Raw genomic sequence first — 25,969 nt, 5'->3', positions numbered from 1 at the left:
TGAGTGGGTGTGGAACAGGCATCTTGCCTGTTGTTGAATAAAATTGAGTGGGTGTGGAACAGGCATCTTGCCTGTTGTTGAATAAAATTGAGTGGGTGTGGAACAGGCATCTTGCCTGTTGCTAAGCGAGAATGGTGCAACATCTCAGTTAAATCCGTTACCCAATCTGTTGCCGAACTTCCCTCTGCTATATGTTAAGAATAACCGAAATAAAACTCCCCCTAGATCATCCTCAAGATGCGATCGCCAGCGCCATTCTCAAAAAGCTGCAAATTCCCCCCGAAGAATTGCTCAGCTATTCCATCTTCAAGCGCAGCTACGATGCTCGTAAAAAAGTAGAAATTCTCCTTGTCTATATTGTGGATGTAGAGACGACACAGGAAAAGCAACTTCTCCAACGCTTCAAAAAAGATCCTCATGTAATGGTAACGCCAGACACGAGTTATCGCTATGTAGCCAAAGCCCCCAGCAATTTGACGATTCGCCCCATTGTGATTGGTACAGGGCCGTGCGGGATGTTTGCAGGTCTAATGCTGGCACAAATGGGGTTTCGCCCCATCCTTTTAGAACGCGGAAAAGCAGTGCGCGATCGCACGGTTGATACCTTTGGATTTTGGAAGAAAAAAACAGAATTCAACCCAGAATCTAACGCCCAGTTTGGCGAAGGTGGTGCGGGTACTTTTTCCGATGGCAAACTCTACAGCCAAGTTAAAGATCCTCAGCATTATGGGCGGAAGGTGCTGACGGAACTTGTGAATGCGGGAGCTTCACCAGAAATTTTATATATTAATAAACCGCATATTGGCACGTTCAAACTGGTGGGAATTGTCCAAAGTCTTCGCGCCCAAATTGAATCATTAGGCGGAGAAATTCGGTTTCAAAGTCGTGTGGAAGATATCCACATCGAAAATGGAAAAGTGCAGGGACTTACCCTAGCCAGTGGAGAATATATTGCTAGTAATTATATAGTTCTGGCGGTGGGGCACAGCGCCCGCGATACTTTTGAAATGTTGTTTTCGCGCGGGGTTTACATCGAGGCTAAACCTTTTTCCATTGGTTTTCGGGTGGAACATCCGCAGACTACGATCGATCGCTGTCGTTTTGGCGATCGGGCCGGCCATAAGCTTTTGGGTGCCGCCGATTACAAACTGGTTCACCATTGCCAAAACGGTCGTTCTGTGTATAGTTTTTGTATGTGTCCGGGTGGTTTGGTAGTAGCGGCTGCGTCAGAACCGGGGCGAGTTGTTACTAATGGGATGAGTCAATATTCTCGCAATGAACGCAATGCTAACAGCGGGATTGTGGTGGGTATCACGCCGGAGGATTATCCCGGTCATCCCTTAGCGGGAATTGAGTTTCAGCGTCGCCTAGAAGAACGGGCATTTGAGTTAGGAGGTGGCACTTACAACGCCCCTGGGCAGCTTGTGGGTGATTTTTTGGCGAATCGCCCTTCCACGGCGCTAGGCGCTGTGCAGCCGTCTTATACGCCGGGAGTTGTGATGACAGATTTGAGCGAAAGTTTGCCAGATTATGCGATCGCAGCCATCCGCGAAGCACTTCCGGCTTTTGACAAACAGATTAAAGGATTTGCGATGGATGATGCGGTTTTGACTGGGGTGGAAACGCGCACTTCTTCACCAATTCGGATTAAACGCAAGGAAGATTATCAAAGTTTGAATACAGAAGGCCTTTATCCTGCTGGGGAAGGTGCAGGATATGCGGGTGGAATTCTGTCGGCGGGGATTGATGGGATTAAGGTGGCGGAGGCGGTTGCTTTGAGTATTTTGCGATCTTCAAACCACAAAATTTGAGGCTGGATTTGAGGATTTTTAGATGATTTGAAGATTGCCGTCAACCGTCAACTGTCAACCGTCAACTGCGGGACTTACGCATCGAAACTCACATCTTGCATCATTCTCAAGAACAGGCAAGATGCCTGTTCCACAATAAAATTCACTCTTTGTGGAACAGGCATCTTGCCTGTTCATAAAAAGCTTATTGAGAATGGTGCAACATCTCAGTTCAAACAGCAGCTAAACGCGATCGAATTTCGGTATCCGTATACTCCGGCGTCCAGCCTTCTTGCGTGGTAAAATAGCGCACCGCTTTAACTTTCCGGGCTGCTGTCAAATAAAACCAGTGTTCTGTATTCGCCGGCACGTTGATAAATTCTTCCGGCTGCACAGTGAGTTCGACTTGGCTACCGTCGGGCCGCACGAAGCCGAAAATGCCCTCGCCTGCTACGATATAGCGGACTTCATCATCGGCGTGGATGTGGCACTTGTTGAATTTGGACAGCAAGGTGTCCAGGTTGGGAATGTCTGGGTGCAGTACAATTAAGTCTCGCGATTGATAGCCTGCGGTTTCCTTGAGTTGTTGAAAGTAGCCGTCGAGGGCTTGCAGCACTTGCTCTTTTTGATTGTCGTCAAGAGCATCTTTAGCTAACAAATTTTGGATTTCAGCGCTGTCACCGACGGGCCAGCGGTTGAGTTGAATGTTTAAGGAAGCGAGTTCTCGGGTAATGTCGCTCTCTTGAGTGTAGGTTGTACCGTTTTCGAGTCGCAGGATAGCCATGTTTGCACGTTCCAATTTTTGGGGGAGGCGATACACAGGCACTGTGAAAGATGTTTGTCGATCGCGCCTGTACCAGAACCACAATTTTAACGCTAATTTGAACAGGCTTTTCGGTCTGTTCCACAACAGTTCAATATTTGTCGCGATAATATTATAAGTCAGGCGCCAGCTAGCACCAGCAGCGATGGCATTACTGATATCTTAAATGTAACTTTTGCAACAACTATGCCTACTTATACGGGAATTTCTAGCGAAGCATTTCAGCATCCCCTCGATCGCCAAGCTGAGGAAGCGTTACGCAGCGTGCCTGGATTTGACTTAATTGCCAGCAAATTTGTAGAATTTGTCTACGAACGACCGCAATTCGTTTACCTAATGGGAAATAGCATTCAAGTCGGGCCTCGCCAATATGCCAGCATTTATCATATATTTCGGGAGTGCGTGCAGGCTTTAGATGTTTTTCCTGAACCGGGTTTATTTGTTTCTCAGAATCCCTCAGTTAACAGCTATGCCCTGGGGAAAAACCAGCCTTATGTAGTATTAAACACTGGTCTTTTAGACTTATTGGAAGAGCAAGAAATTCGGGTTGTCTTGGCTCACGAGTTGGGACACATTAAATGCGGCCATCCAACTTTAAATCAAATGGCGACGTGGGCGATGAGCGTTGCCTCGACCATTGGCGAGATGACTTTCGGGCTGGGAAATATGGTCGGTAGCGGTTTAATTTTCGCTTTTTACGAGTGGCGGCGCAAGGCTGAATTATCGGCAGATCGGGCGGCTTTGTTGGTAACGGATGACTTGAACAGTGTGATGAAGACGATGATGCAACTTGCGGGAGTTAGCAGTAAATATGCTGACCAATGCAGTTTGCAAGAATTTATCCGCCAGTCTGACAACTATCAAGAGCTCGATCGAGACAATCTCAACCAAGTGTATAAATTTTTACTTTACAACGGCGGCCAAGGCGTGATGCTGAGTCACCCTTTCCCCGTGGAACGCCTGCGGTATTTGCGAGACTGGGCAAGTTCCGAGGAATACCGCCAAATTAAGCTGGGGAACTACAAGCGGGCTGTAGCTGAGGGTGCGGTTGATGTGAAGTCCCAAACGCCTAACAGCGAGACGGAGGCTTTGCGCCGTCAGATTGAAGAGTTGCAGCGGGAGATTGATCGGCAAAAATCAAAGCGAAACTAAGTTTAAATTCCTCGTTCCCAGGCTCTGCCTGGGGATGCAGATCCAGAGGCTCTGCCTCTTCCAAAGCGAGGATTAGCGAGGCAGAGCCTCTGGATCTCGGTTCCCAGGCACAGCCTAGGAACCAGCTAACCAGCTAAATGTTTTGTTGAAAATTTACCGGATTTGAGGGAGGGGGAAACGTAAAAGGAAGGTAAACCAGTGAGAGACTTACTCGCAACGGGCCTCCAATCTAAAAACTGTCCCCTCCTTTCGGAAATCTGTTTCTGAGGAGGTGTAGTTTAAATCAAGAGAAGCTTATAAATCAACGGGGCTAAAAAAAATGAATATTGATAACGCAATGAATACTAACAAGCCAACTTCTAATTTTTTAGGCAATGTGGGAAAAGTCGCGATCGCCATGACTCTTCTGGCTGCCGGCATGGCATTTACAAATCCTGGGAGAGATCAATACCTAACTTATGCTTCCGGCGTACTCCAAAACGAGTTGGAAAGCACTGTGTGCAAAGATTCTCGCGTGCCGAAAGCTTTGGGCGGCATTACAGATACTTTGATCGGCAGTTGCAAGAATTTGCTGACTTCGCAGCGGGGCACGATCGAAAGCTTGCTCGACAATACAACGGAGCGTCAGAATTTAGGCGTTGTCAGCATTTATACAACTGAACTGGGCAAAAAAAGCTATCAAACGGTTGGAGCTTTTGGTAATTTTGTGACGCTGCCACCTAGTTCTGAAAATGCTCAAAAGTAGAGTCAAATTAAGTTCAATTGCCGAAACCGGGTTTTGTATAAAACCCGGTTTTTGCTTAGGTAATTCTCTCTAAGTAAATCTCAATAAATTCGGAGAGCGGTAGCACATATTTTTAATCCGGCCCGCTATTAGAGGCAAAATATTAAGTTTTATTAAAGAAGAAAAGTTAGTGTCCCACTTAATATTAACATTAACGCTATAAAGTTTGATGTTTAACAAATAAGCAGATGGCAATGCAATTAAGTAAGGGTGAGAGATTTAATCTTTCTAAAGAAGCGCCCGGTTTAAAAAAAATGGCGATCGCCCTCGGTTGGCAGGTGACAGAGGCAGGAAAAAGCTACGAGATTGATGTCTCTGCGTTTATGTTAGGTGCTGACGGCAAAATACCTAACGATAAATATTTGATCTTTTACAATAATTTGCAATCCTTTGACAATTCGGTACTGCAAGTGATTCGGGATAAAAACAACCGAAATCAAGAGAATAAAACTATTTACGGCGTTATCTTAAAAAGAGTTAATCCGGAAATTGAGGAAATAACTTTTGTTGTGACTATTGACGAAGCCGATAAAATCAAGGCAAATTTTAGTAATATCAAAAATGCTTTTATCAAAATTACCAATTTGGATACCAAAAGCGAACTGGTTCGGTATGAATTGAAAGAGAATTTTTCGCTAGAGACTGCTGTAGAATTTGGTCGTTTGTATAGAAAGAATGGAGAGTGGAGATTTCAAGCGGTAGGAGCAGGATATCAGGCAGGATTGCAGAGTTTTGTTGACAAGTATTGCAGCTAAAACAGTAATAATATTTCTGAATTATATCAAATCCGTTGACATCGGAATTATTCATCTTTCTCTTCTCTGGCTTTGCGTCAAGAGCGGTTTAATCGTGTGGTAAGGTGCGTCGCGAGCGAGAATCTACAAAGAAAGAGTGAACATCTGATAGCGACGCACCCTACAGTCAACTATCATTATCGAGGGCCGCGCATTTTTCAGAGTAATTTATCGAATCAAAGTAGTTTTTAATGACAAAATATAAGTTATAAAAATCATGCCCTCCCAACCTTTTTGATTGAATCCTTAGCTAAATAAACTATTTATATTCCCCGTCCGCTGTCGGAGTCATAACTCTGTTTAACCCATATTATATCTAAATTTTGACAAAGCTTCTTGAGCTTCTTTCCTAACAAATGAAGAATCATCTTGCAAAGCATTAGTCAGTGGCTGTAACACCCTAACATCAGACATTTCACCTAGAGCCTTTATTACCCAAGAACAAACTCCATCTCTACCTAAACCTTTAGCTTGACTCGAAATCTGTAAAGCTTCCAATAACACATCAACACTTCTTGGATCTTTAAATCTACTAATAACGGTTGTAACTTCAGCCACTTGCCCAAGCAACTTACTGTTTGAATAGTCTAGTGTTGAAAAATCTAGTGGCTCTAACAGGATAGATTGAAAAATTGATACTGCTGTTTTATTAATATCGCTATTGTATTTGCGTAAAGCCACAGCAGCTTTACACTCATCTTCTTCAATATATCCATCTTTATCTAAGTAGTATGCGTTTGTTTCGTAGCATTCTGCTAAAGTCAACATCATGTCAGTGAGACTTGTATAAAAAATATGGGGCATTTCTCCTTCACCAAGAACAACTACTGGTGATTTTTCTATTTGATAGTCAACAATAGGAATACCACAACTGTCACAATTGTCTTCAAGAAATATAAACAAAGGACTTGTTTCATACCATTTACTATCCTCTATAATTGTTTTTTCTTCTAAAATATATCCATTCCATCCTTGACTACACTCCATAGCTGTAGAAAGAGGCAAGAACTGCATGGTGGGAAAGCATACCGCCTTAGCATCTTCTTCTGTTCCATTTCTCCACTGGTAAAGTTCATAAATTTCTGGGGGCAGTTTAAATCCCAATTCGGTTTCCGCTGCCTGAATTTCACTATATTTAAGCCCAGGCAAAAAGGAAGCAGCATAGTCTGGCTGATGCTCCCTTAGCCAATTCATAATTCTTTCCAAAGCTTCAATTAAAGTTTCCATATATATCTCCAAGTATCCATCTGGTCGGGGTTGTAATTTTGGAAAATTTCCTCGAACTTTTCTAAGTCTTCCTCTATATAAGAATAACCATATTCTCGATAAAAATAAATGTAATAAGCCCCCATTTCATAACATTCCCAAGTGGTTAATATTAAGCTAGTTAAACTAGCAGCATACATTCTCGGTTTTTCTCCTACAAATAGACACCAAACTGGAGAGTCATTTTCTCGATCGCAAATAACATAATAGAAATCTTTCCCGTCTCCATGAAAAAGAGGCATTATAGGGCTAGAATTTGGAATTGTGTTTCCTCTCATCCAGTCAGCGTAACGAGTGTTTTCAATAGCTGCCTCCAGTGATTCTAAAACTAAAGAAGGAGTTAGTGCAATCATTCCATTGCAGTAGCGGTAAATTTCACTGACTTCCCAAGGAAGAGCTAAGGGAAGAGCATGAGTTAGTTTTTCAATTTCTGGGTCAGTCAAACCCGGGCGTAATCCAGAAATTGATTCAGGGTCATTAACTTGCAGCCAGTTGACAATTTTTTCCAGAGTTTGTGTGAGTATAGACATACAGCAGTTCCCGCTCTTATGAGGTACAGTAGCAGCAATTAACTTTCCCAATTTCTTAAAAGTTGAGGATTAATTAAGTGTACCGCATTACAGCGGGAACCGCTGTATTACTAATGAGTTGGTAACGGAACTTACTTAGATGCCAAAATCTGCTGGTAAGCATCGATGGTTTGCTGGGCGATCGCATCCCAGTTATAATGCTTTCTTGCGTACTCTTGGCCGTTCAATCCCCGGCGTTGACGTTCCTGTGGATTCAGAAGTGCTGATTTGATTGAATGGGCGATCGCCCCTACTTCCAAAGGCCCCACCCAACCGGCTTCTGCTTGCTGTATGTCTTCCGCAATATGTATGCGATCGGAAATGGCGACAGGTACACCGGCGGCCATTGCTTCTGCTACAGCAATGCCAAAGTTTTCGTAATAAGAAGGCAATACAAATAAATCGGCTTTTGTCAATAGTTCAACTTTTAAATCACCGCTCACAAAGCCAGTTATTGTTGTAGATTGTCCTAAACTGGAATTTTGGATTTTTTCTTTAATTTTTGTTTCATAACCTGCATCTTGCGGATTAGAACCTGCTAAAATAAAGTGAAAATTTATGCCTTCTGCCAAAAGACTTTCCAGTGCAGGAATTAGCAAATCTAACCCTTTTTTCGGTTCAATCCGCGACATAAATAATATTATTGGTATTTCAGAATCCGGCAATATATCAGAATAAAAATCTGCCCTCACCCCCAATGGAATCACCAAATCCTGTGGCACAGGCATCTTGCCTGTGCTACCCAAACCAAATCTTTCTGAGATTTTAGCTTCTTCTTTACTTGTGAAATGAATTGCAGCAGCACCTGCTAAATTAGGGCGTTCTAAAAGCGTGGCATAAATCTGTTTCAAGCGCTTTTTTTTCTGCAAATCGGCGGGGTCAAGCATACCGCAGGGACGCATAATATATGGCAAGTTGTGATATCTAGCAATTGTGGCGGCAAAGGTAGTTACCGGTGAGAAAAGAGCGTGAATGTGGGCGAGGTCAAATTGTTGTGCATTTGCATTCAACCACTGCAATAACGAGAGAGAAAACTTATATCTACGAAACGGAGAACAGCGGAAATAAATAATTTGATAACCGCTTTGTTTTATTGGTTCATTCAGAGGAACATCTAAGGGAATTTGACCGATATCTCCGTTAGAATCTGTGGTGATAATGGTGACATCAATGTTTTTTGCTGCGAGGGCTGCAGAAAGTCCGAGTACCATTTGACTCGGCCCGCCGTAGACGAGGGAAATTGAGGGGATAATTTGGAGAATTCGCATGGTTAGCACTTGGTGTTAGCTGAGGTAGCTGGTTGTGTTATTATATAAAGAATTGCAAAATTTGCACGTTATACTAATTTAGGCGATCGGAGGCAAGTTATGCTGATTGGATTCAGCGTCGGCAACTACAAATCTTTTAAAGAAACTGTCACCCTCAGCATGGTAGCCTCGTCAATTACTGAGGAAGACAAAGAGCTGGATGAAAATAATGTATTCCCAATTAATGATAAGTTAAGCTTACTCAAAAGTGCTGCTATTTATGGAGCTAACGCCAGTGGTAAGAGCAACATTGTTGCTGCTATTAACTTTATGAAATGGTTTGTCCTAAACTCATCCAAAGAAACGCAAGTTTCAGACGCGATCGATATTGAAGCATTCAGGCTAAGTACGGAGACAGAAAAAGAGCCGTCTTTCTTTGAAATCGTTTTTCTACTAGAAGACAAAACTTTTAGGTACGGTTTTGAGGTGAACGCGCGGGAAGTTGTTTCTGAGTGGCTATTTCAATCTGATGACAGTGAAGAAAAAATGCTTTTTGAACGGGATTTTGATAATTATATATTAGATGATTTCCCAGAGGGACAAGGAATTATCGATAAAACCCGAAGTAATGCTTTATTTCTTTCTGTAGTCGCACAATTTAATGGTAAAATTTCTGGTAAAATATTGCGGTGGTTCAGTAAAACTTTGCAATTGATATCAGGCTTGCAAGATAGGCAATACCGCAAGGAAACTTTAGAGTCTTTTGAGAACGCAGGGCACAGACACGATATTATTGAATTTATTAAAAAATTAGACTTAGGTATTTTAGATATTGAGCGGGTAAATACTCCTGTATTTTCTATTTCTGATAATACAGCAAAATACGGGGGTTCCTATAGTAGTTTATACCCTAATTCTGAAACCCAAACTACGGTGCAGACATCTCACCCCAAATATGATGCTAATGGGAAACAGACTGCTATAGAATTATTTGATATCGAAAAGCATGAATCTGAGGGAACCAACAAACTGTTTGCATTAGCAGGCATTCTCCTGGATAGTTTAAGAACAGGAAAGATTTTATTAATTGATGAACTTGATGCCAGACTTCATCCGCTGATTACTCGCGAATTAATCTGCTTATTCAATTCTAACGAGACTAATCCGCACAACGCACAGCTTATATTCACGACACACGACACAAACTTGCTCAGTAGCAAAACTTTTCGTAAGGATCAAATATGGTTTACTGAAAAGGATAACAAGGGTGCTACTGATTTGTACTCTTTGGTAGAGTATAAAGTCGGGAAAGATGCCTCATTCGAGCGCGATTACATTATCGGCAAGTATGGCGCTATCCCTTTTATTGGTAATTTCAAAGAACTAATAGGTGAACTTCATGAGTAAAAAAAGTTCGTCTAGAAGCAAGATTGATTACTACAATCGAAAAGATAAAAGTAGAAGATGGTTTTTAATCGTGTGCGAAGGTGAGAAAACAGAACCCAACTATTTTAAAAGTTTCCCGGTAGACACAAAGGTAATTAACCTGGATATCAGAGGAGAAGGAAGAAATACGAATAGTTTAGTAACAAAAGCTATTGAGTTAAAAAACGACTCAGAATTCGACGAAACAGACCGCTTTTGGTGCGTGTTCGATCGCGATAACAACCCTAAAAATCCTAACGACGCGCAAAATTTCAATGCAGCTATAAATATTGCCCAAAATAACGGCATTAAAGTAGCTTATTCAAATGATGCTTTTGAATTGTGGTATTTGCTGCACTTCCATTTTTATAATACGGGAATTTCTCGCAAAGATTATCAAAATATGCTAACCAAGTTATTGGGACACGAGTATAAGAAAAACAGCGAGACGATTTATGAGGAACTAAAAGACAAACAGCAGGATGCAATTAAACACGCCAAACGGCTTTTACAGGAATACGATCGCCCCAACCCTGAAAGTGATAATCCTTCAACAACAGTACATTTGCTAGTCGAAGAACTTAACGGTTTTATTCCTGATTGATGAGGGAGAAAGTCGTAGAAACCGGGTTTATAGCCGCCCCATGCGTAAGCCCTGCAACTTTCGTAGACGAGGGAAATTGAGGGGATAATTTGGAGAATTCGCATCAGGGATAGTTATTTAAATCCACATACCAACATCTCCCATTACAAATTTAATTATCTGAAAAAGGTTGCCCGTCTAGCTGTTCAGCTTCTTCTCTTTTTGTGGCTGTAATTTGGGTATTGTGAGCCATTGTCTTGGAAAATTCATACATTTCACTGGCTTTGGCTTCTGCGGCTTTCACAATTTCCAGGATTTCCAGGAGTTGGCTTTCATCTGGTAATTGTTTCATGGCAATGCTTCTAATCTCTCAACTACTTTGTCTATCATAATTTTCGATTCAGGAGCCATATGTAGCAAGGCTGCTAAATAATCTCCTGCTTTTTGAACATCTTCATCGGGCACACCAGCCATCAATACATTGCCCACAATGTGCTCTGCTTGTAAGCGAACACCTGATACGCAGAATTGAAAATTACTGATCGAAGAAAAGTATTGCATCAGTATTTCATTCTGGGGAAAAAGAGACATTGCTCTTCTAAGTGCAAAAAGTCCCTGCGTTGCTTGGCGATCGCTATCGTCTAGTACCTGGTAGAGTTCGTCAACCAAAGAGCGTATCTCGGAAGGAATAGACATTTACTACAGTTTTTATTTAACACTTGCATTATACTGCTAAAAGTTACAACAATTCTTTGTAGAAGTCCAATAACTGCTCAGCTAAAGCTTTATTTGTATAATTGCTCATCGCTCTATGATAACCCCGATCGCCCAAATCGGCCGCCAACTCCCGCCGCTCCATCAATTTCTGCAAACACTCTCGCAAAACCCCTGCATTTCCTTCTGGGAATAATAACCCCGCATCGCCGATGACGTGGGGAATTTCCCCGCAGTCGGAACCAATAACCGGAATGTGACAGGCCATCGCTTCAATTAAAACGTGACCGAATTGTTCTTTCCAGCCCACCGTGGTCAGAGTTTTGAATTTATAGCTGGTTTGCGAGGGCAATACCAAACAGTTCATTAAGTTAATGTAAGGGGGAATTTCTTCGTGGGAAACGCTTTCTACCCAGATTATTCGGTCGCTGATTCCCCCTTCAATACATTTTTCGGCGAGGTGCTTCCGCAATTTTCCTTGTCCTACTAACAGCCACTTCCAAGAGATTTTTTTCAACCCTGCCAAGGCTTCAGCTAAAGTCAACAATCCTTTTTCTTCGACAAATCGACCTACAAATCCTACCACAAAATCGGTCGGTTTAATGCCAAAGCTGCGCGATAAATCAGCGTCTTTACCAGTGGGGCGAAACAAAGTTTCATCTACGCCGAGTTGTGGCATTACTTTTACCGCACCTTGATAGCCCCGCTGCCGCAAAATTTTAGCTCCATCTAGGTTGCCTGCAATAATTCCGTCGGTGTGCTGAAGATTGTAATTTTCTAAGACTGAAACGGGCCACTTCAATTGATAAGGCAGATTCCACCAAGTAAATAATATATTTTTTGCTTGCAGTTTTAGGAGTTTATTGAGTAAGATTAACTGAGCGCAAGCAAGAGATTTTGCACCTTGTTCAACTTGAATTATCTGCGGTTTAATTTTTTGCAGAACTTCAATTAAATCTATACCAAAAGTTAGTAACCCTTGATTGTTTTGACTAAAGTTGGAAACTGGGACTACTTTAAATGAGCCTTTTTCATAAAATTGCGTTTCTATAATTTTATTTTGTACGCCTCCCGGTTTCCAACGCTGCGGCACTACAACTGTTACTTCAATATCGGGTTCTAGGTTGGCTAATATCTTGAATTTTTCCCGATTAATGTCCACAATATAGGTGTGACTAGCCACGAGAATTCTCATTTATTGGGAATGGGGAATGGGGCATGGGGCATTGGGCATTGGGCATTGGGAATGGGGCATGGGGCATTGGGAATGGGGCATTGGGCATTGGGAATGGGGCATGGGGAATTGGGAATTGGGAATTGGGAATTATTGAGCGTTAATCTTGTCTTGATGGGTGTAAGTTTGTCCATCATTCCACAGAGATTGAATTAGTGTATTTATAGCACTGAGAAAACCCAGGATATAAAAAGCAAATCTAGTTATAATTTTAATGGGCGAGTGGCTTTTATAACAAGGTGGATTTCCCCAAACGTGGCAGTCAAACAGTTTGGCAAAAAATCGCAGGCATTGAAAGGCTGTTAAATTTTTCAATCCCATGAGGAAATGGTTGTGATAAAATGTGACTTGATACTCGATCGATCGCGTGCTGACATCGTGACAGCCCCCGCTCTCTTCCCCCAAGTGAACTAAAGACGCATTGGGATCGTACCAAATTTTCATGCCAGTCGATCGCAATCTCAAACAAAAATCCGACTCCTCCCGCACCGCACTCCCTGCAAACCGCTCGTCAAACCTCAGCCCGCATTCGGCAAAAACCTGTCGGCGAAATGACATATTGCAGCCTCTAGCCGAGAGCACCTGCTGCGGTTTTACTGTATGCACCAAATCGATAAAATACCAGGCAATCCCCGCATCCATAGCTTCTGATGGCAAATATTCGATCGCCAAATCGCCTCCAGAATTATCCAGTTTCATTCTGTCAAAAACCCTGCCCGCCACACATCCCACATCGGGTTTTTCTAAATAGTTGCCAGCGTGAGCCGCCAAAAAACCATCTGGCAATTGTACATCATCATCAATAAATAAAATAATCTCTCCAACTGCGCGCCGCACTGCATAATTTCGAGCAGCCGGCAAACTCGCCCAATCTACCCGAAACCAGCGAATTTTCTCAGCATTTGCCAATTCTTCTAAATAAACTTGAGTTTCTGATTCGTGGGTGCGAGTTTGATCGATTACCAGCACTTCAAAATTCGGATAATTTTGCCGAATCGCATCAGCCAATGTCTCTCGCAGAGGTTGTTCGCGGTTGTAGGTGGGTATCACAACAGAAATCATCATCACACAATTGAGTGCAAATAAAGTTAAGGGTAGGCAGGATGCCTGCCCCACTCGTTATTTTTGGAGAAGTTGATTAAAACTCGAAATTAATAGTTAGAAATTTTGATTTATGAATTTTGAATTAAAAGATTTCAACTCAAAACTCAAAACTCAAAACTCAAAAGTTTTAGCAATTCCCCATTTCCATCAGATAGCTATATGTTGCTGAACTGCTAAAACTAAATTTTCAGTCCAGAAATTAGCCAATTCGGCGCTGGCCGCTTCCACCATAACTCGCATTAGCGGTTCAGTGCCAGAAGCGCGAACCAAAACCCGTCCCTGTTCTCCCATTGCCGTTGTAGCACGATCGATCGCACTTTGCATTGCCTCGCACTCGTGCCATTTCAGGCGTTTTTCGCGATCGTCAACCCGAATATTTCGCAACAACTGCGGATAAGTTTGGAAACTGCCACTTACCAATTGTGCCAAAGATTCCCCGGACTGGCGCACCAGCGAAGCCAAATGCAAAGCTGTCAGCAAACCGTCGCCGCTAATACCGTAATGCGGACAAAGAATGTGTCCCGACTGTTCGCCGCCCAACATCGCACCAGTGCGCTGCATTTCAGCGTGAACGTACTGATCTCCCACGTTGGTTCTAGTTAGTTTGCCCCCCAATTCTTCCCAAGCTCGCTCGAAGCCGAGGTTAGCCATTACAGTAGAAATAATTAAATTGGATGGTAACTGTTGGGAGTCGCGCAACTGCCGACCCCACAGATAAAGAATGTAATCGCCGTCAATCGTTCGACCTTGGTTGTCAACACACAAAACTCGATCGGCATCGCCGTCAAAAGCAAATCCCAAATCGGCATTGTGTTCCAAAACAGCCGCTTGCAAACTGTCGAGATGAGTAGAACCGCAGTTAACATTAATACGAGATCCATCAGGAGAGTCGTGCAAACAGATCACATCCGCCCCCATTTGCGCGAACACCGCCGGCCCCAAACCCGCGGCCGCCCCCCAAGCCAAATCCAAAACTATCCGCATTCCCTCCAAATTCATCTCTTGCAGCGAATCACAGAGCGAAGTGGCATAATCTTTAACCAACTCAGAGCGATGGTAGTGGTGTCCCAAAGCCAAGCTAGCAACCGGAACCTTTGCCCCCCGGATTCCCGCTTCAATTTGTTCCTGCAACTGCTGCGACAGCTTGGAGCCGTTTGAGCCGAAAAATTTAATGCCGTTGTCTTCTGGGGGATTGTGAGAAGCCGAAATCATCACTCCGCCGAGCGACTCCGAAACGCTTGCCAGATAAGCAACGCAGGGAGTGGGACACAATCCCAAATTCCACACTTCCAAACCGGCGGCTGTCAAACCCGCTGACAGTGCCATTGCCAGCATATCGCTGGAATTCCTGCTGTCTTGTCCCAAAATCACAGGCCCCTGGTTGGGGGAATGTTGCCGTAGAACTTGTCCAGCCCAGAAGCCCACTTGCAGGGCTAGGGGTGCATTCAGCAATTCTCCAACTTTCCCGCGAATGCCGTCTGTGCCGAAGAGTTTGGTATTGGGCAGGGGGAGGCTATCTCCCACCAGAATCGTATCGCGTTTGACTGGCTGTACCGAGTTAGCAGCCGGAAACTCGCTGCCACGAGGGCGCGAAGGTGTCTGAACCATATTCACTCCTTTAGGAATATTCACACTCACACTTTGGGTTCATGTTACAACTGAAAGTCTTTATTTTCAGCCTAAACTCCATTTATTTCGTCAATTGCTGAAGCAACTTGCTTTGACAACCTACGCACCAAGCTTAACTTCATCGGAAAAATTTGTATTGTACCCAATGGAAAAACTTTTAGTACCGGGGGCGCCAACGCCAGGAAACCCGGTTTCTTTTTGCCTCCAGGAGTGAGGCGGCTGCGGTTTGAGCTTGTCAGCCACTGCGGGTATAGAAGGTTAATGCTGTATTGCCGTATATTTTATGGCGGCAAATTTCTAGGCCGGAAATCGGTTGTGTCGATCGCTCCGGGCTGTGTTCGATCGCGATTTCGCCGAGGAGTGCTAGCATTTCTTGGCTGGCGATCGTGTTTAACACAGGTTCGTACAAGTCGCTGGCGTAGGGCGGATCGAAGTAAATGCGATCGAACTGCTGCCCCGCTAGTGTTGCCAACTTCGCCGTCGCGTTTCCCCGCAGTATTTGGAATGTTTGGGACGAGTCTGCTATTTTCTCCCAGTTTTCGCGGATAATCGCACAAGCTTTCGCCGACTGTTCGATGCCAGTGACACTCGCGGCTTGACGACACAAAGCTTCTGCACCCATCGAACCGCTGCCGGTACAAATGTCAAGCCATCTGCAATCTGCGATCGTCCCTTGCCAAATATTAAATAAAGCTTCTCTGACTCGCGAAGGTGTAGGGCGAGTTGCGAGTCCCGGCAGGGTTTTGATTTGGCGATTGCCACTGATTCTTAAAGTCATTTAGGAAGAAGGAAGTTCGGCAACGGATTGTGTAACGGATGTAACGGATGTAACTCACATCTTGCACCATTCTCAAGAACAGGCAAGATGCCTGTTCCACAAAGAGTGAATTTTCTTGTGGAACAGGCATCTTGCCTGTTCCTAAACAAGTAATTGAGAATGGTGGAACATCTCAGATGTAACGGATGTCAGGAAGAAGGAAGAACACTTTTAAAAATGTCAAACCCGGTTTCGGCAATCTACCGGGTTTTTTTTAAGATTCATGCCACCTAAGCAGGTACTTTTTCCCTCACCAGACTGACAAAATTTGACAGCATTTGCAATCCCGTACTCGAAGACTTTTCCGGGTGAAACTGCACGGCCATCAAATTGTCTTTAGCTATAGCCGCCGTCACGTTTTGACTACCGTGAGTCACAATTGCCGATCGCACTTCCAACTCCACCGGATCGACATAATAAGAATGCACGAAATACACCCAAGGATCGGACGGTAAATTTTCCCACAACGACAAATTCGCCTGAGTAAATTGCAATTGATTCCATCCCATGTGCGGAATTGTCAAACCCGGTTCCGAGCGAAATCGGCGCACTTTTCCGGCAATAACGCCCAATCCCGGTTCTACGCCTTCTTCGGAACTTTCAAACAAAATTTGCAAACCCAAACAAATGCCTAAAAAAGGTTTTCCAGAGGCGATCGCCCTTTTTATCGGTTCTATCAAATTGCGCGATCGTAAATTCTGCATTGCCGGGTCAAACGAACCAACTCCCGGCAAAACCACCGCATCAGCCTGCTCGATTATCGCAGGAGAATCTGTAATTTTTGGCACTGCACCCACATTTTCCAAGCCTTTACAGACTGAGTGCAGATTGCCCATGTCATAGTCCACTACTGCAATGACAGACATTGACTTACTTGCCTTATATTATCAATATCAGTATTATTGCACAAATATGACGGCCAAAATCCTGCTAACCTCATTTGATACTTGGCTTCCCCATCAGAAATCCAACTCTTCTGACGACTTATTAGCCAAGATTTCCCAGATAAAATATTTGCCGGATTCCCTGACTTTTTTGAGGAAACTGCCAGTAGATTTCCAGCTAGCACCTAATTTAGCGATCGCCCAAATCAACCAACTCCAACCCGACACTATTATCTGCTGTGGCATGGCCGAAAGTCGGCAAAAATTAACCGTAGAATCCTGCGCTTGCTGCGATAGCGACATTCTGAAAACAGCAGTTAATCTCGAACCGCTAGTCGCTGATTTAGCCGCCACAGAAATCAGTCACGAAGCCGGAAAATTTGTTTGCGAAGCCCTGTATTATGCAGTTTTAAAACACCTTGCAGATTCTCAACTTAGCACCAAATGTATTTTCGTACACGTACCAATTTTGACAGAAGAAAATGCCGACAAAATTGTCGCCGATTTTTTATTAATTTTAACTCGCCTCCCTTAACAACTGACAACTGACAACTGACAACTGCCAGTTGCCAACTGCCAGAGGTCTTTAGCCGCCGTAATTCCAACCCGTGCTTTCTAGCAGCAACGGATTGCCTTCTCGGTGGACGCCTGCAGCCAAAACTTCTCCCACATAAACCGTGTGATCCCCGTGTTCCACAGCCCCGACAACTTTGCACTCGATGTAACCCAGAGAATCCGAGATAATCGGACAACCAGTTTCCGCGCCCGGATAAAATTCTACATCCTCAAATTTATTGCCAACGCGGCGCTGCTGCTTGAAGAATTTCTGGGCTAATTCTTTCTGTCCCGCTTCTAGGAAACTCAAAGCAAAGACACCGCTGGCTTTGATCATGGCGTGGGATTTGGAGTCTTGCTTAACGCAGTTGACAACTAAGGGAGGGGTAAAGGAAGATTGCATCACCCAGCTAGCGGTGAAACCGTTGACTTCCTCCCCGTCTTTGACACCGCAGATGTACAATCCGTGAGGGATTTTCCGCAAGATGGTCTTTTTAGCTTGTTCGTCTAGCACGGGCTTACCTGTTCGATCGATAATTCTACATCGCCCAGTTTACCAATGTCGGGCCCACAAACCCAACTGTCTTCAGGGCTATTCGCTAATATTGCCTTTTTCGATCCCAAACTTGACACCAGTTTTAAGTCAAAATTAACAACTCACAACTATTATGAAACTCCATACTTTTTAAACCAATCTTGCATCCGTTTCCAAGCATCCTTAGCTTCTTTTTCCCGGTAACTGGGGCGATAGTCGGCGTTAAAAGCGTGCGGCGCATCTGGATAAAGCACAATTTCCGAACCGCTGCTGCCAGTTTTGAGAACTTCCCGCATTTTCTCGACTGTATCGTTGGGAATTCCCTCGTCTTTGCCGCCGTAAAGCCCCAATACAGGCACTTTCAAAGTTGCTGCAATGTCGATCGGCTGTTTGGGAGTTAAATCCGTAGAATTGCCAACCACACGCCCGTACCAAGCCACTCCTGCTTTGACTTTCGGGTTGTGAGAAGAGTACAGCCAAACAATTCTGCCACCCCAGCAAAATCCTGTAATTCCCAACTTATTAGTATTGCCTTTTCCTGACTTTTGTGCCCAATCTACGGTTGCATCTAAATCGGACATAACTTGCTCGTCAGGAACTTTCGAGACAACTTTACTAATAATTTCTTGGATGTCGGTGATTTTAGAAACATCACCTTGACGGGCAAACATTTCTGGGGCGATCGCTAAATAACCTAATTTTGCCAAACGGCGGCAAATATCTTGAAGGTGCGCGTGAACTCCGAAGATTTCTTGAATTACTAAAATTACTGGAAAATTGCTGCCGCTGGCTGGCATTGCTCTGTAGGCTGGAATTGAGCCGTCTTTTACGGGAATTTTTACCTCACCGGCAACTAAACCAGCAGCATCGGTATTGTAAAACTTCGTTGAGTTTATAAGCAATTATAAACAATGGTAGTATGATCTTATCATGGTGGTCGAGTGAACTACACATAGGTTAAAAAATGGAAGCCTTAAATGCAGCTAACAGAAAGGCACATCATTAAATCAACGGAACACCGTTTCGCCCAAATTGACGAATTAGCTTTCAAATCCAAAAACCTCTACAATGCCGCCAATTACGTCATTCGTCAGAGCTTTATTTATGGATGGAAGTATGTCAGTTATAACGAAATGAACCGCTTGATGAAGTCTCATGAAGCCTACAAGGCTTTGCCTGCCAAAGTCAGCCAGCAAATCTTGATGGTGCTAGACAAGAATTGGAAATCTTTTTTTGAGGCGGTTAAAGCTTACAAGGCTGATTCTTCCAAATTCACTGGTCGCCCAAAACTGCCAAAGTACAAAGATAAAATCAAAGGGCGAAACCTTCTAGTCTACACAATTCAAGCGATTAGTAGCAAACAGTTGAAAAAGGGAATCATTAAGCTTTCGGGTACTGAGCTTTCAATTAAAACCAAAGTCAGCCCCGACCAGGTTTGCCAAGTTAGACTGGTTCCGAAATGTGATTCCTATGTAATTGAGGTAATTTATGATGCTTGTACTGAGCGTAGTCGAAGTGAACCGGAGTCCACCCTTGGCGAGGCCAACTCTGTAGCTAGTATTGATTTGGGGCTGGATAATTTAGTGGCGTTAACTTCAAATCAACCGGGATTTATCCCTTTGTTGATTAACGGGGGACCATTGAAATCGATCAACCAGTTCTACAACAAACGCCAAGCAAAATTACAATCCCAATTGAGAGGAAATCGCAAAACTTCACCACGGATTCAGCGATTAACACGCTGTCGCAATCAGAAAGTCGATAATTACTTACATCATACCAGTCGTGTGATTGTTGCTCGTTTGACAGCAGAACAAATTGGGACGTTAGTAATTGGCAAGAATGCCCAGTGGAAAACTGAAATCGAGTTAGGGAAGAGAACTAATCAAAACTTTGTCAGCATTCCTCACTCTCGATTAATTGAAATGTTGGAGTACAAAGCTCGGTTAGTGGGAATCACGGTGATTGTGACAGAAGAGTCCTACACCTCCCGAGCCAACTTTCTGGGTTTAGATCCAATTCCTGTTTACGGTAAAACAGAAAAAGAGCCTGTGTTTACTGGTAAACGGATTAAGCGTGGTTTGTACAAAACATCGACGGGTCAATTAATTAATTCTGACGTGAATGCTTCGTACAACATTCTCAGAAAAGCAATCCCAAATGCGTTCAGCAATGGGATAGGGAGCTGCGTAGTTCAGCCGAGGCGGGTTAATCCGCTCAAAGTAAAAGTGAAAGGGGAGGGGCTTGAAGCCTCCCATGTCTATAAATGACTATACTTTTGCCAGCTATTGATAACGGCAGTCGCAATAGGATGAACTGCTAAGGCAAATCCGGCGCTTAATGCGGTGACAGTGATAAATTGTCTGCGAGTTAAGTCTTTCATCGGGAATGGGGAATGGGGAATGGGGCATTGGGCATTGGGCATTGGGAATTGGGCATTGGGAATTGGGCATTGCAACTGCCAACTGCCAACTGCCAACTGACTACTGACGGAAAAGCCGATCGTGCTCTGGATGGTACAAGCGCGATCGCCCTTCTGCCGATTTTCCCAACGCCGGACTAATCACATACATTGTCGTTCTGATCAAATTATTTTCGCGGGTAGCAACTGCCATTTTGTCAAGGGGAACTAGCACAATTTTTTCATCCGGCCAGCCCAACCGATAACAAATCGCTACAGGCAAATCCGATGGGTAATGTTCCATCAATTTAGCTTGAGCTTTTTCGACATGGCGGGCACTCAAATACAGGCACAAACTCGCTTGATGAGCCGCTAAACTCGCCAATTCTTCGCGTTCCGGTACTTCGGTTCGACCGCTAATTCTGGTCAAAATAATTGTCTGTACAATTCCCGGAACTGTCAACTCAATTTTAAGTTTAGCCGCCGCAAGTTGGAAAGCGCTAATTCCCGGAATTACCTCAAAAGCAATTCCCTCCAAGGCCAAAGCTTGCATTTGTTCGCCGACAGCCCCGTAGAGACAGGGATCGCCGGAATGCAGACGGACGACGCTTTTTCCCTCGCGCACTCGTTCCACCATCAAAGGTACAATCTCTTCGAGGGTCTTATCCGCAGTTTGGATCACTTCAGCATCTGCGCGTACCCCCTGCAAAATTTGCTCTGGCACTAGCGAGTCAGCAAATAATATGACATCGGCTGCAGCCAGTAATTTTTGAGCCTTAACAGTCAACAAATCCGGGTCTCCCGGGCCTGCACCTACAATGTATACCCCTGGAATTAGGGCTTCAATCTCTGTCAAACTCATTGCTGCTAACAAATTTGCTAAATTTACGGATGCTTCCGGATGTACCTATTTTGGTTGGAAGTAATAGATGGTAGATGCACCCTGGTTTTGAACCCTAGAGACTAACCTCTCTGGGGTTTTTTATTGATCCTCTGGGGATTTGTGAGCGATCTTTGCCCGATCGCTATTGGGGGACACAACATCGGGTAAAGGTCGATCGAGCAAATAAAGCCAAGCTAACCCGCCCAACCCTAACACAATCCCAGTCAAGCTTACCATCTGTGCCGTCCGCAGCGGCCCGAACATCAAACTATCAGTCCGCAACCCTTCAATCCAGACTCTACCGGAACTGTAAGCTGCGATATAAACCAAAAATAAAGCACCAATTTTCAAGCGAATTTTGCCCTGCACATCGCGAAAAAATAAACTCAGAAGCAACCCAAATACTGTCAAATTCCACAGGGATTCGTAGAGAAATGTGGGGTGGAAGTATTCAAAATTAGCGTAGGCGGGCGGGCGACTGTTTGGCGGAATATAGAGTTTCCAAGGCAAATCCGTAGGACTGCCAAAAGCTTCGGAGTTAAAGAAATTTCCCCAGCGTCCGATCGCCTGACCGAGAATTGCCGAAGGCGCGATTAAATCTGCCAATTGCCAAAAAGAAACTCGCTGAATTTTCGCAAAAATTAAAGCTGCGATCGTGCCACCCAAAATCGCCCCGTGAATGGCAATTCCGCCTTTCCAAATCGCAATAATATCTTCAGGCCTCTGGGCGTATTGCTGCCACTCGAAAGCCACGTAATAAATGCGAGCGCAGGGAATAGCGCCCAAAACCAGCCAGATTGCCAAATCACCCAATAATTCCGGGTTGACGCGGCGTTTTTGAGCTAAGTATTGGGACAGACTGACCCCAATCAAGACGGCCGAAGCTATCAACAGCCCGTACCAGCGGATGGCTACGGGGCCAAGTTCAAAGATAATTGGGCCCGGCGATGTAAATTGAAACGCTAAGGGCAGCGCAAGAATATTTAGCACCATAAAAGTTGCATTAATTGTGATGGAAAGCTGTCAAATTTGCATACCCTTTAACAAACTCCAGAGTTTATTTTAGGTGGCTGTGGTCATTTACACGCAATATTTGGGGAATTTTGCCAAAAATTAACTTTGTTGCGGACATTTGTGTCTGGAGTTTTCTTTGTGAGTCCACAATAATATCCCCCCTAACCCCCCTTAAAAAGGGGGGTACCGGATTATTCTCAAAGTCAACCCCTACTTCCCAACAATCAGGGGGATTTAGGGGGATCGAGACTTCGCCTTCAGGAGGATTAACGGCAGTTTTGGTCGAGAAGTTTTAATATAGAGGATGGCTTTAAATTTTCTGATGACCTATGTCTCCTACTTCCGTTTCTCAGGTGTACTCTTCTGGTAATTCCAAGGGTGCGAATCAGTCTCGCAAGACTGCTGCTTTGGCTGTTGAGTCGGGTAAAATTCCGCCCTTGCTGGGCGCGAGTTTAGCTGAGTTAACGGAGTGGGTGCAGCAGCAGGGACAACCGGCTTATCGGGGAAAGCAGTTGTACCAGTGGATTTATGAGAAAGGTGCGCGATCGATCTCTGATATTTCTGTATTCTCGAAACAGTGGCGCGAGACTGTTGCTAAAATCCCGATCGGGCGATCGACCATTCACTATCGATCGGTCGCACCAGACGCCACGGTAAAGTATCTCTTAAAATTGGCAGACGGTCAAATCATTGAAACAGTCGGCATTCCCACCGATAAACGGCTGACTGTGTGCGTCTCAGCCCAAGTTGGCTGCGCGATGGGCTGCGACTTTTGCGCTACCGGGAAAGGCGGTTTCAAGCGCAATTTAGAAGTAAACGAAATCGTCGATCAAGTCTTGACAGTACAGCAAGATTTTGGCCGCCGAGTCAGCCACATCGTATTTATGGGTATGGGCGAACCCCTGCTGAATTTCGATAATGTTGTAGCTGCTGTCAAGTGTTTGAATCAAGATGTCGGAATTGGACAGCGAAATATCACGATTTCCACAGTAGGAATTCGCAATCGCATCAGCCAACTAGCCGAACATCAACTGCAAGTTACCCTCGCCGTCAGCCTCCACGCTTCCAATCAAAGATTGCGCGAAGAGTTAATTCCTAGCGCCCGCCCTTATCCTTTGGGTGAGTTAATCGCAGAATGTCGGGAATATGTGCGATCGACTGGGCGCAGATTGAGTTTTGAATACGTACTTTTAGCAGGTGTGAATGACTTGCCAGAACACGCATCCGAGTTAGCAACTCACTTGCGCGGTTTTCAGTGTCACGTCAATTTGATTCCTTACAATCCGATTCAGGAAGCTGAATATAAGCGACCGACTCCCAATCGAATTAACAGTTTCGTTGCGACTTTGAAGGAAAAGAAAATTGCAGTTAGCGTGCGGTATTCTCGCGGCTTAGAAGCAGATGCAGCCTGCGGACAATTGCGGGCATCCGAGGTTTAGGATTGGATTTTTAACCGCTAAAATTTGTTGTAGGGTGCGTTATATCTGAGATGTTGCACCATTCTCAACTAGCCTTTTGCGGGCGGGCAGGATGCCCAACCCCTACTCCCCACAAGAATAAAACTCCATCTTTGTGGAACAGGCATCTTGCCTGTTCTTAAGAATGGTGCAAGATGTGAGTTAGAGTGCGTTATTTTATCAATTATTGAGAAACTACATCCTGACGTATGCTACTATTTTAGCTACAAGCGTTTAACAAGTATCCACCGCAACTCTAACGGCGGTGTTTGTTGCACCGAAAATAAATCTCGCCCGCTAGCCCAACTGACAAACCAAGGTGTCGGCGGCCATGCAGATTCAGGCAAATGTTTTTGTTCGTATTCAATCACCGATTCATCTGAAATAATTTCTAACGGCAAACCCTCTATTGCTGCTTGCAATTCTTCTCTGGTAATCAGATAAGACCAACACAATTCAGACATTTGTTTTGCCATCTCGTCGGGTTCGTACCCATCTACAGCTAAGAAAGCACTGAATAAGATAAACCCGCCACTTAAAACGGCATCGGACATTTTACCGAGGAAAAGACGAATTTGTTCGGGGTAGCGGAAGTGTGAGAGAACTTCGGTAGCAATGGCTAATTTGTACCGATAAGTTTTCATCCTCAATAATGGATCTAAAACATCGCCTTGGGTGACACTTATCGGCAACTTTTCGGCGGTTGCTGCTGCTGATAGTTTCTCGCCAAATATCGGTGTGAGTTCGATCGCATCCACGGAATGGCCTAACCTTGCTAAAGGCAAACTATTGCGCCCTGGGCCCGCACCAACATCTAAAATAGGTGCTTTTCCCGGTTCGCCTAATTCGGCGGCAATGGCGATGACTTTGGCATCGGGATGGCTGCCGAATAAAGGTTCGGGGCGAATATCCGGCCAGCTATGATATTTCTGGGCCATTGATTCGACTTGAATCTTGGTATTCAGAGTAATGCCGCCGGCTAAACCGGTTTGGGAATTGGCGGGAAAATAGGAGACTATTAGATTAGCGTGGGGGGAATTTTTGAATCCTTCTGCTAAGGCGTTGGCGATTAATGTTCGCAAGTTTTCGGCTTGGGCAGCGTCGATGTTTTGTCCGAGAATGTTTAAGAAGTCTGACAGTAATTTAAGATAGTCGTCTAGCATCGATGGCAAGCAAGGCAGATAGAATTCTCCCTTGAGGCCGATGCTCCTTTTGAGCCTTTCTTTGAGAATTAATTTCAGGCGATTCGAGTCTGTCAGCGACGGGCCTGTGTCGGGTGATTCGCTGACGGGCAATGCGGGGATAGATGCAGCACTGGTAAGGTTTTTAGTCACAATATTTTCGATTAGATTCGGCAATAAGTGCGATCGCACCGAGCATAATCTTGTGCTCTTGCACCTGAATTCTCGCGTGCAGCGTTTCTGCGGTATCTTCAGGCAATACCGGCACGGCAGCCTGCATTAAAATCGGCCCGCTGTCTACTTCTAAACGGGCGATATGCACCGTACATCCGGTGATTTTAACCTTGGCGGCTAGTGCTTGCTCGACGGCGCGAATTCCTGGAAAACTCGGCAGTAAGCTGGGGTGAATGTTAATAACGCGATCGGGAAAAGCATCAAACAAAACTTCGGTAACAATTCGCATCCAACCCGCCATCACTACCCATTCTACATCATATTCTTGAAAAGTTTTGACAATTTTTGTATCTAATTCTTCGCGGCTTTTGCAGTCGCGGTGATTGAGGAGAATCGAGGGAATGCCGTATTTTTCGGCTCTGGCTGCGGCTTTTGCTTCTGGGTTGTTGTAAATTAATACTGGGATTTGAGCGTTGAGCTCTTTGTTTTGGATGGCTTGGGCAATTACCTCGAAGTTGCTGCCGCTTCCTGATGCTAAAACTCCTAATTTTAATGGAGGATGAGCCGGAGCGAGCGCACTTTTGCCAATCTCAGGAGAAATCAGGCAGGCATGGGAATTAACAGATACTGGATTAGCGGTCATTCGATTTTAGATTTTAGATTTTAGATTTGGGATTTACCCCACGGATCAATTCGGGGGCGTGAGGATTTTAGATTTGAGATTTGGGATTGATTCCACGGATAAATCACGTGGCGGGTACCATCAAGAAATTCTTGGTCATAAAGATAAAAACTATTCACTCGTCTTCTACAATACAGGTAAAGGGTAAGGTGTGCTTCGGCGCACTCTACATGGAGATATTGCGTAAGTCGTAAGTAGGGAGCATCTCAGTTTTGTAAAAAGCATTTTTTTTATTGTAGTGCGAGCGTCCCCGCTCGCGTATTGTACAATAC

26 protein-coding genes are annotated in these 25,969 nt (G+C 44.4%); 9 read left to right on the top strand and 17 right to left on the bottom strand.

All coding sequences use genetic code 11. The features are described 5' to 3' along the window. The first annotated feature begins 191 nt into the window (after positions 1 to 191). Positions 192 to 1,811 carry an NAD(P)/FAD-dependent oxidoreductase gene (locus QUB16_RS26145; protein WP_333320654.1) on the top strand — a complete coding sequence of 540 codons (1,620 nt, stop codon included), beginning with the start codon at positions 192 to 194 and terminating at the stop codon, positions 1,809 to 1,811. Positions 1,812 to 2,022: 211 nt separating this feature from the next. Here QUB16_RS26145 and QUB16_RS26140 read toward each other — a convergent pair whose 3' ends face one another. Continuing rightward, positions 2,023 to 2,574, bottom strand: a complete 552-nt coding sequence (locus QUB16_RS26140) for an acireductone dioxygenase (protein WP_333320662.1) — start codon at positions 2,572 to 2,574, stop codon at positions 2,023 to 2,025. Positions 2,575 to 2,799: 225 nt separating this feature from the next. Between QUB16_RS26140 and QUB16_RS26135 the strand changes: the two genes are divergently transcribed. The 3 genes from QUB16_RS26135 (at position 2,800) to QUB16_RS26125 (ending at position 5,304) form a co-directional block, all read left to right on the top strand. Further along, positions 2,800 to 3,765 carry a M48 family metallopeptidase gene (locus tag QUB16_RS26135; RefSeq protein WP_333320652.1) on the top strand — a complete coding sequence of 322 codons (966 nt, stop codon included), beginning with the start codon at positions 2,800 to 2,802 and terminating at the stop codon, positions 3,763 to 3,765. 319 nt (positions 3,766 to 4,084) lie between these two features. Further along, the gene (locus QUB16_RS26130) at positions 4,085 to 4,510 is read left to right on the top strand and encodes a DUF4359 domain-containing protein (protein WP_333320650.1); all 426 of its coding nucleotides are present in this window, start codon (positions 4,085 to 4,087) and stop codon (positions 4,508 to 4,510) included. A 233-nt stretch (positions 4,511 to 4,743) separates the two neighbouring features. Beyond that, positions 4,744 to 5,304 carry a TerD family protein gene (locus tag QUB16_RS26125; RefSeq protein WP_333320648.1) on the top strand — a complete coding sequence of 187 codons (561 nt, stop codon included), beginning with the start codon at positions 4,744 to 4,746 and terminating at the stop codon, positions 5,302 to 5,304. Between the two features lie 339 nt (positions 5,305 to 5,643). On the opposite strand, the gene QUB16_RS26120 is transcribed toward QUB16_RS26125, so the two are convergent. The 3 genes from QUB16_RS26120 to hpsP all read right to left on the bottom strand — a co-directional run bounded on the left by QUB16_RS26120 (position 5,644) and on the right by hpsP (position 8,446). Beyond that, positions 5,644 to 6,570: a HEAT repeat domain-containing protein gene (locus tag QUB16_RS26120; protein ID WP_333320647.1), complete on the bottom strand. Its 927-nt coding sequence runs from the start codon at positions 6,568 to 6,570 to the stop codon at positions 5,644 to 5,646. After that, positions 6,558 to 7,139 carry a hypothetical protein gene (locus QUB16_RS26115; protein ID WP_333320645.1) on the bottom strand — a complete coding sequence of 194 codons (582 nt, stop codon included), beginning with the start codon at positions 7,137 to 7,139 and terminating at the stop codon, positions 6,558 to 6,560. Before QUB16_RS26115 ends, QUB16_RS26120 begins: the two co-directional genes overlap by 13 nt. A 131-nt stretch (positions 7,140 to 7,270) precedes the next feature. Further along, complete coding sequence (hpsP, locus tag QUB16_RS26110; RefSeq protein ID WP_333320643.1) at positions 7,271 to 8,446, bottom strand: hormogonium polysaccharide biosynthesis glycosyltransferase HpsP; 1,176 nt, start codon at positions 8,444 to 8,446, stop codon at positions 7,271 to 7,273. Positions 8,447 to 8,545: 99 nt separating this feature from the next. On the opposite strand from hpsP, the gene QUB16_RS26105 reads away from it, so the two are divergent. Together QUB16_RS26105 and QUB16_RS26100 are read left to right on the top strand one after the other, a co-directional pair. Beyond that, a complete protein-coding gene (locus tag QUB16_RS26105) occupies positions 8,546 to 9,832 on the top strand; it encodes an ATP-binding protein (protein ID WP_333320642.1) in 1,287 nt (428 codons plus the stop codon). Then, positions 9,825 to 10,454, top strand: coding sequence for an RloB family protein (locus QUB16_RS26100; RefSeq protein ID WP_333320640.1), 630 nt, complete (start codon positions 9,825 to 9,827; stop codon positions 10,452 to 10,454). Before QUB16_RS26105 ends, QUB16_RS26100 begins: the two co-directional genes overlap by 8 nt. 151 nt (positions 10,455 to 10,605) lie before the next feature. On the opposite strand, the gene QUB16_RS26095 is transcribed toward QUB16_RS26100, so the two are convergent. The 7 genes from QUB16_RS26095 to hisH form a co-directional block, all read right to left on the bottom strand. After that, on the bottom strand, positions 10,606 to 10,785 hold the full coding sequence (locus QUB16_RS26095) for a hypothetical protein (protein WP_333320638.1): 180 nt from the start codon (positions 10,783 to 10,785) through the stop codon (positions 10,606 to 10,608). Beyond that, a complete protein-coding gene (locus QUB16_RS26090; RefSeq protein ID WP_333146302.1) occupies positions 10,782 to 11,129 on the bottom strand; it encodes a hypothetical protein in 348 nt (115 codons plus the stop codon). Before QUB16_RS26090 ends, QUB16_RS26095 begins: the two co-directional genes overlap by 4 nt. 43 nt (positions 11,130 to 11,172) lie before the next feature. Further along, positions 11,173 to 12,342, bottom strand: a complete 1,170-nt coding sequence (gene hpsO / locus QUB16_RS26085) for a hormogonium polysaccharide biosynthesis glycosyltransferase HpsO (protein ID WP_333320636.1) — start codon at positions 12,340 to 12,342, stop codon at positions 11,173 to 11,175. 129 nt (positions 12,343 to 12,471) lie between these two features. Continuing rightward, positions 12,472 to 13,446 (bottom strand): hormogonium polysaccharide biosynthesis glycosyltransferase HpsN, encoded by a 975-nt coding sequence (gene hpsN, locus QUB16_RS26080; protein WP_333320634.1) that lies wholly within the window; start codon positions 13,444 to 13,446, stop codon positions 12,472 to 12,474. A gap of 186 nt (positions 13,447 to 13,632) precedes the next feature. Beyond that, the gene (gene glmM, locus QUB16_RS26075; protein ID WP_333320660.1) at positions 13,633 to 15,093 is read right to left on the bottom strand and encodes a phosphoglucosamine mutase; all 1,461 of its coding nucleotides are present in this window, start codon (positions 15,091 to 15,093) and stop codon (positions 13,633 to 13,635) included. A 256-nt stretch (positions 15,094 to 15,349) separates the two neighbouring features. Then, positions 15,350 to 15,892 carry a 16S rRNA (guanine(966)-N(2))-methyltransferase RsmD gene (gene rsmD / locus QUB16_RS26070; protein ID WP_333320632.1) on the bottom strand — a complete coding sequence of 181 codons (543 nt, stop codon included), beginning with the start codon at positions 15,890 to 15,892 and terminating at the stop codon, positions 15,350 to 15,352. A 269-nt stretch (positions 15,893 to 16,161) separates the two neighbouring features. Beyond that, positions 16,162 to 16,797: an imidazole glycerol phosphate synthase subunit HisH gene (gene hisH / locus QUB16_RS26065; RefSeq protein WP_333320630.1), complete on the bottom strand. Its 636-nt coding sequence runs from the start codon at positions 16,795 to 16,797 to the stop codon at positions 16,162 to 16,164. 46 nt (positions 16,798 to 16,843) lie between these two features. Between hisH and QUB16_RS26060 the strand changes: the two genes are divergently transcribed. Next, positions 16,844 to 17,350, top strand: coding sequence for a pyroglutamyl-peptidase I family protein (locus QUB16_RS26060; RefSeq protein ID WP_333320628.1), 507 nt, complete (start codon positions 16,844 to 16,846; stop codon positions 17,348 to 17,350). A 51-nt stretch (positions 17,351 to 17,401) separates the two neighbouring features. On the opposite strand, the gene QUB16_RS26055 is transcribed toward QUB16_RS26060, so the two are convergent. Then, the gene (locus QUB16_RS26055) at positions 17,402 to 17,884 is read right to left on the bottom strand and encodes a flavin reductase family protein (RefSeq protein WP_333056840.1); all 483 of its coding nucleotides are present in this window, start codon (positions 17,882 to 17,884) and stop codon (positions 17,402 to 17,404) included. Between the two features lie 152 nt (positions 17,885 to 18,036). Then, complete coding sequence (locus QUB16_RS26050) at positions 18,037 to 18,807, bottom strand: dienelactone hydrolase family protein (RefSeq protein ID WP_333320626.1); 771 nt, start codon at positions 18,805 to 18,807, stop codon at positions 18,037 to 18,039. A 75-nt stretch (positions 18,808 to 18,882) separates the two neighbouring features. On the opposite strand from QUB16_RS26050, the gene QUB16_RS26045 reads away from it, so the two are divergent. Beyond that, positions 18,883 to 20,175 (top strand): transposase, encoded by a 1,293-nt coding sequence (locus QUB16_RS26045; protein ID WP_333320624.1) that lies wholly within the window; start codon positions 18,883 to 18,885, stop codon positions 20,173 to 20,175. Between the two features lie 213 nt (positions 20,176 to 20,388). On the opposite strand, the gene cobM is transcribed toward QUB16_RS26045, so the two are convergent. Together cobM and lgt are read right to left on the bottom strand one after the other, a co-directional pair. After that, entirely contained in the window at positions 20,389 to 21,168 is a 780-nt protein-coding gene (gene cobM, locus QUB16_RS26040) for a precorrin-4 C(11)-methyltransferase (RefSeq protein WP_333320622.1), read from the bottom strand. Between the two features lie 120 nt (positions 21,169 to 21,288). Continuing rightward, a complete protein-coding gene (lgt, locus tag QUB16_RS26035; RefSeq protein WP_333320620.1) occupies positions 21,289 to 22,182 on the bottom strand; it encodes a prolipoprotein diacylglyceryl transferase in 894 nt (297 codons plus the stop codon). A 350-nt stretch (positions 22,183 to 22,532) separates the two neighbouring features. On the opposite strand from lgt, the gene rlmN reads away from it, so the two are divergent. After that, positions 22,533 to 23,642 carry a 23S rRNA (adenine(2503)-C(2))-methyltransferase RlmN gene (gene rlmN / locus QUB16_RS26030; protein WP_333320618.1) on the top strand — a complete coding sequence of 370 codons (1,110 nt, stop codon included), beginning with the start codon at positions 22,533 to 22,535 and terminating at the stop codon, positions 23,640 to 23,642. A 242-nt stretch (positions 23,643 to 23,884) separates the two neighbouring features. On the opposite strand, the gene QUB16_RS26025 is transcribed toward rlmN, so the two are convergent. Both QUB16_RS26025 and purN read right to left on the bottom strand, forming a co-directional pair. Then, positions 23,885 to 24,994 (bottom strand): class I SAM-dependent methyltransferase, encoded by a 1,110-nt coding sequence (locus tag QUB16_RS26025; protein WP_333320616.1) that lies wholly within the window; start codon positions 24,992 to 24,994, stop codon positions 23,885 to 23,887. Continuing rightward, entirely contained in the window at positions 24,987 to 25,658 is a 672-nt protein-coding gene (gene purN / locus QUB16_RS26020) for a phosphoribosylglycinamide formyltransferase (protein ID WP_333320614.1), read from the bottom strand. Before purN ends, QUB16_RS26025 begins: the two co-directional genes overlap by 8 nt. Positions 25,659 to 25,969 lie beyond the last annotated feature (311 nt).

Source organism: Microcoleus sp. D3_18a_C4 (genome assembly GCF_036702415.1).
In the GTDB taxonomy this organism is placed as follows: Bacteria; Cyanobacteriota; Cyanobacteriia; order Cyanobacteriales; family Microcoleaceae; genus Microcoleus.
Note: the sequence above shows the minus strand (reverse complement) of the source record. Positions and strands in the feature narration are given on the sequence as shown.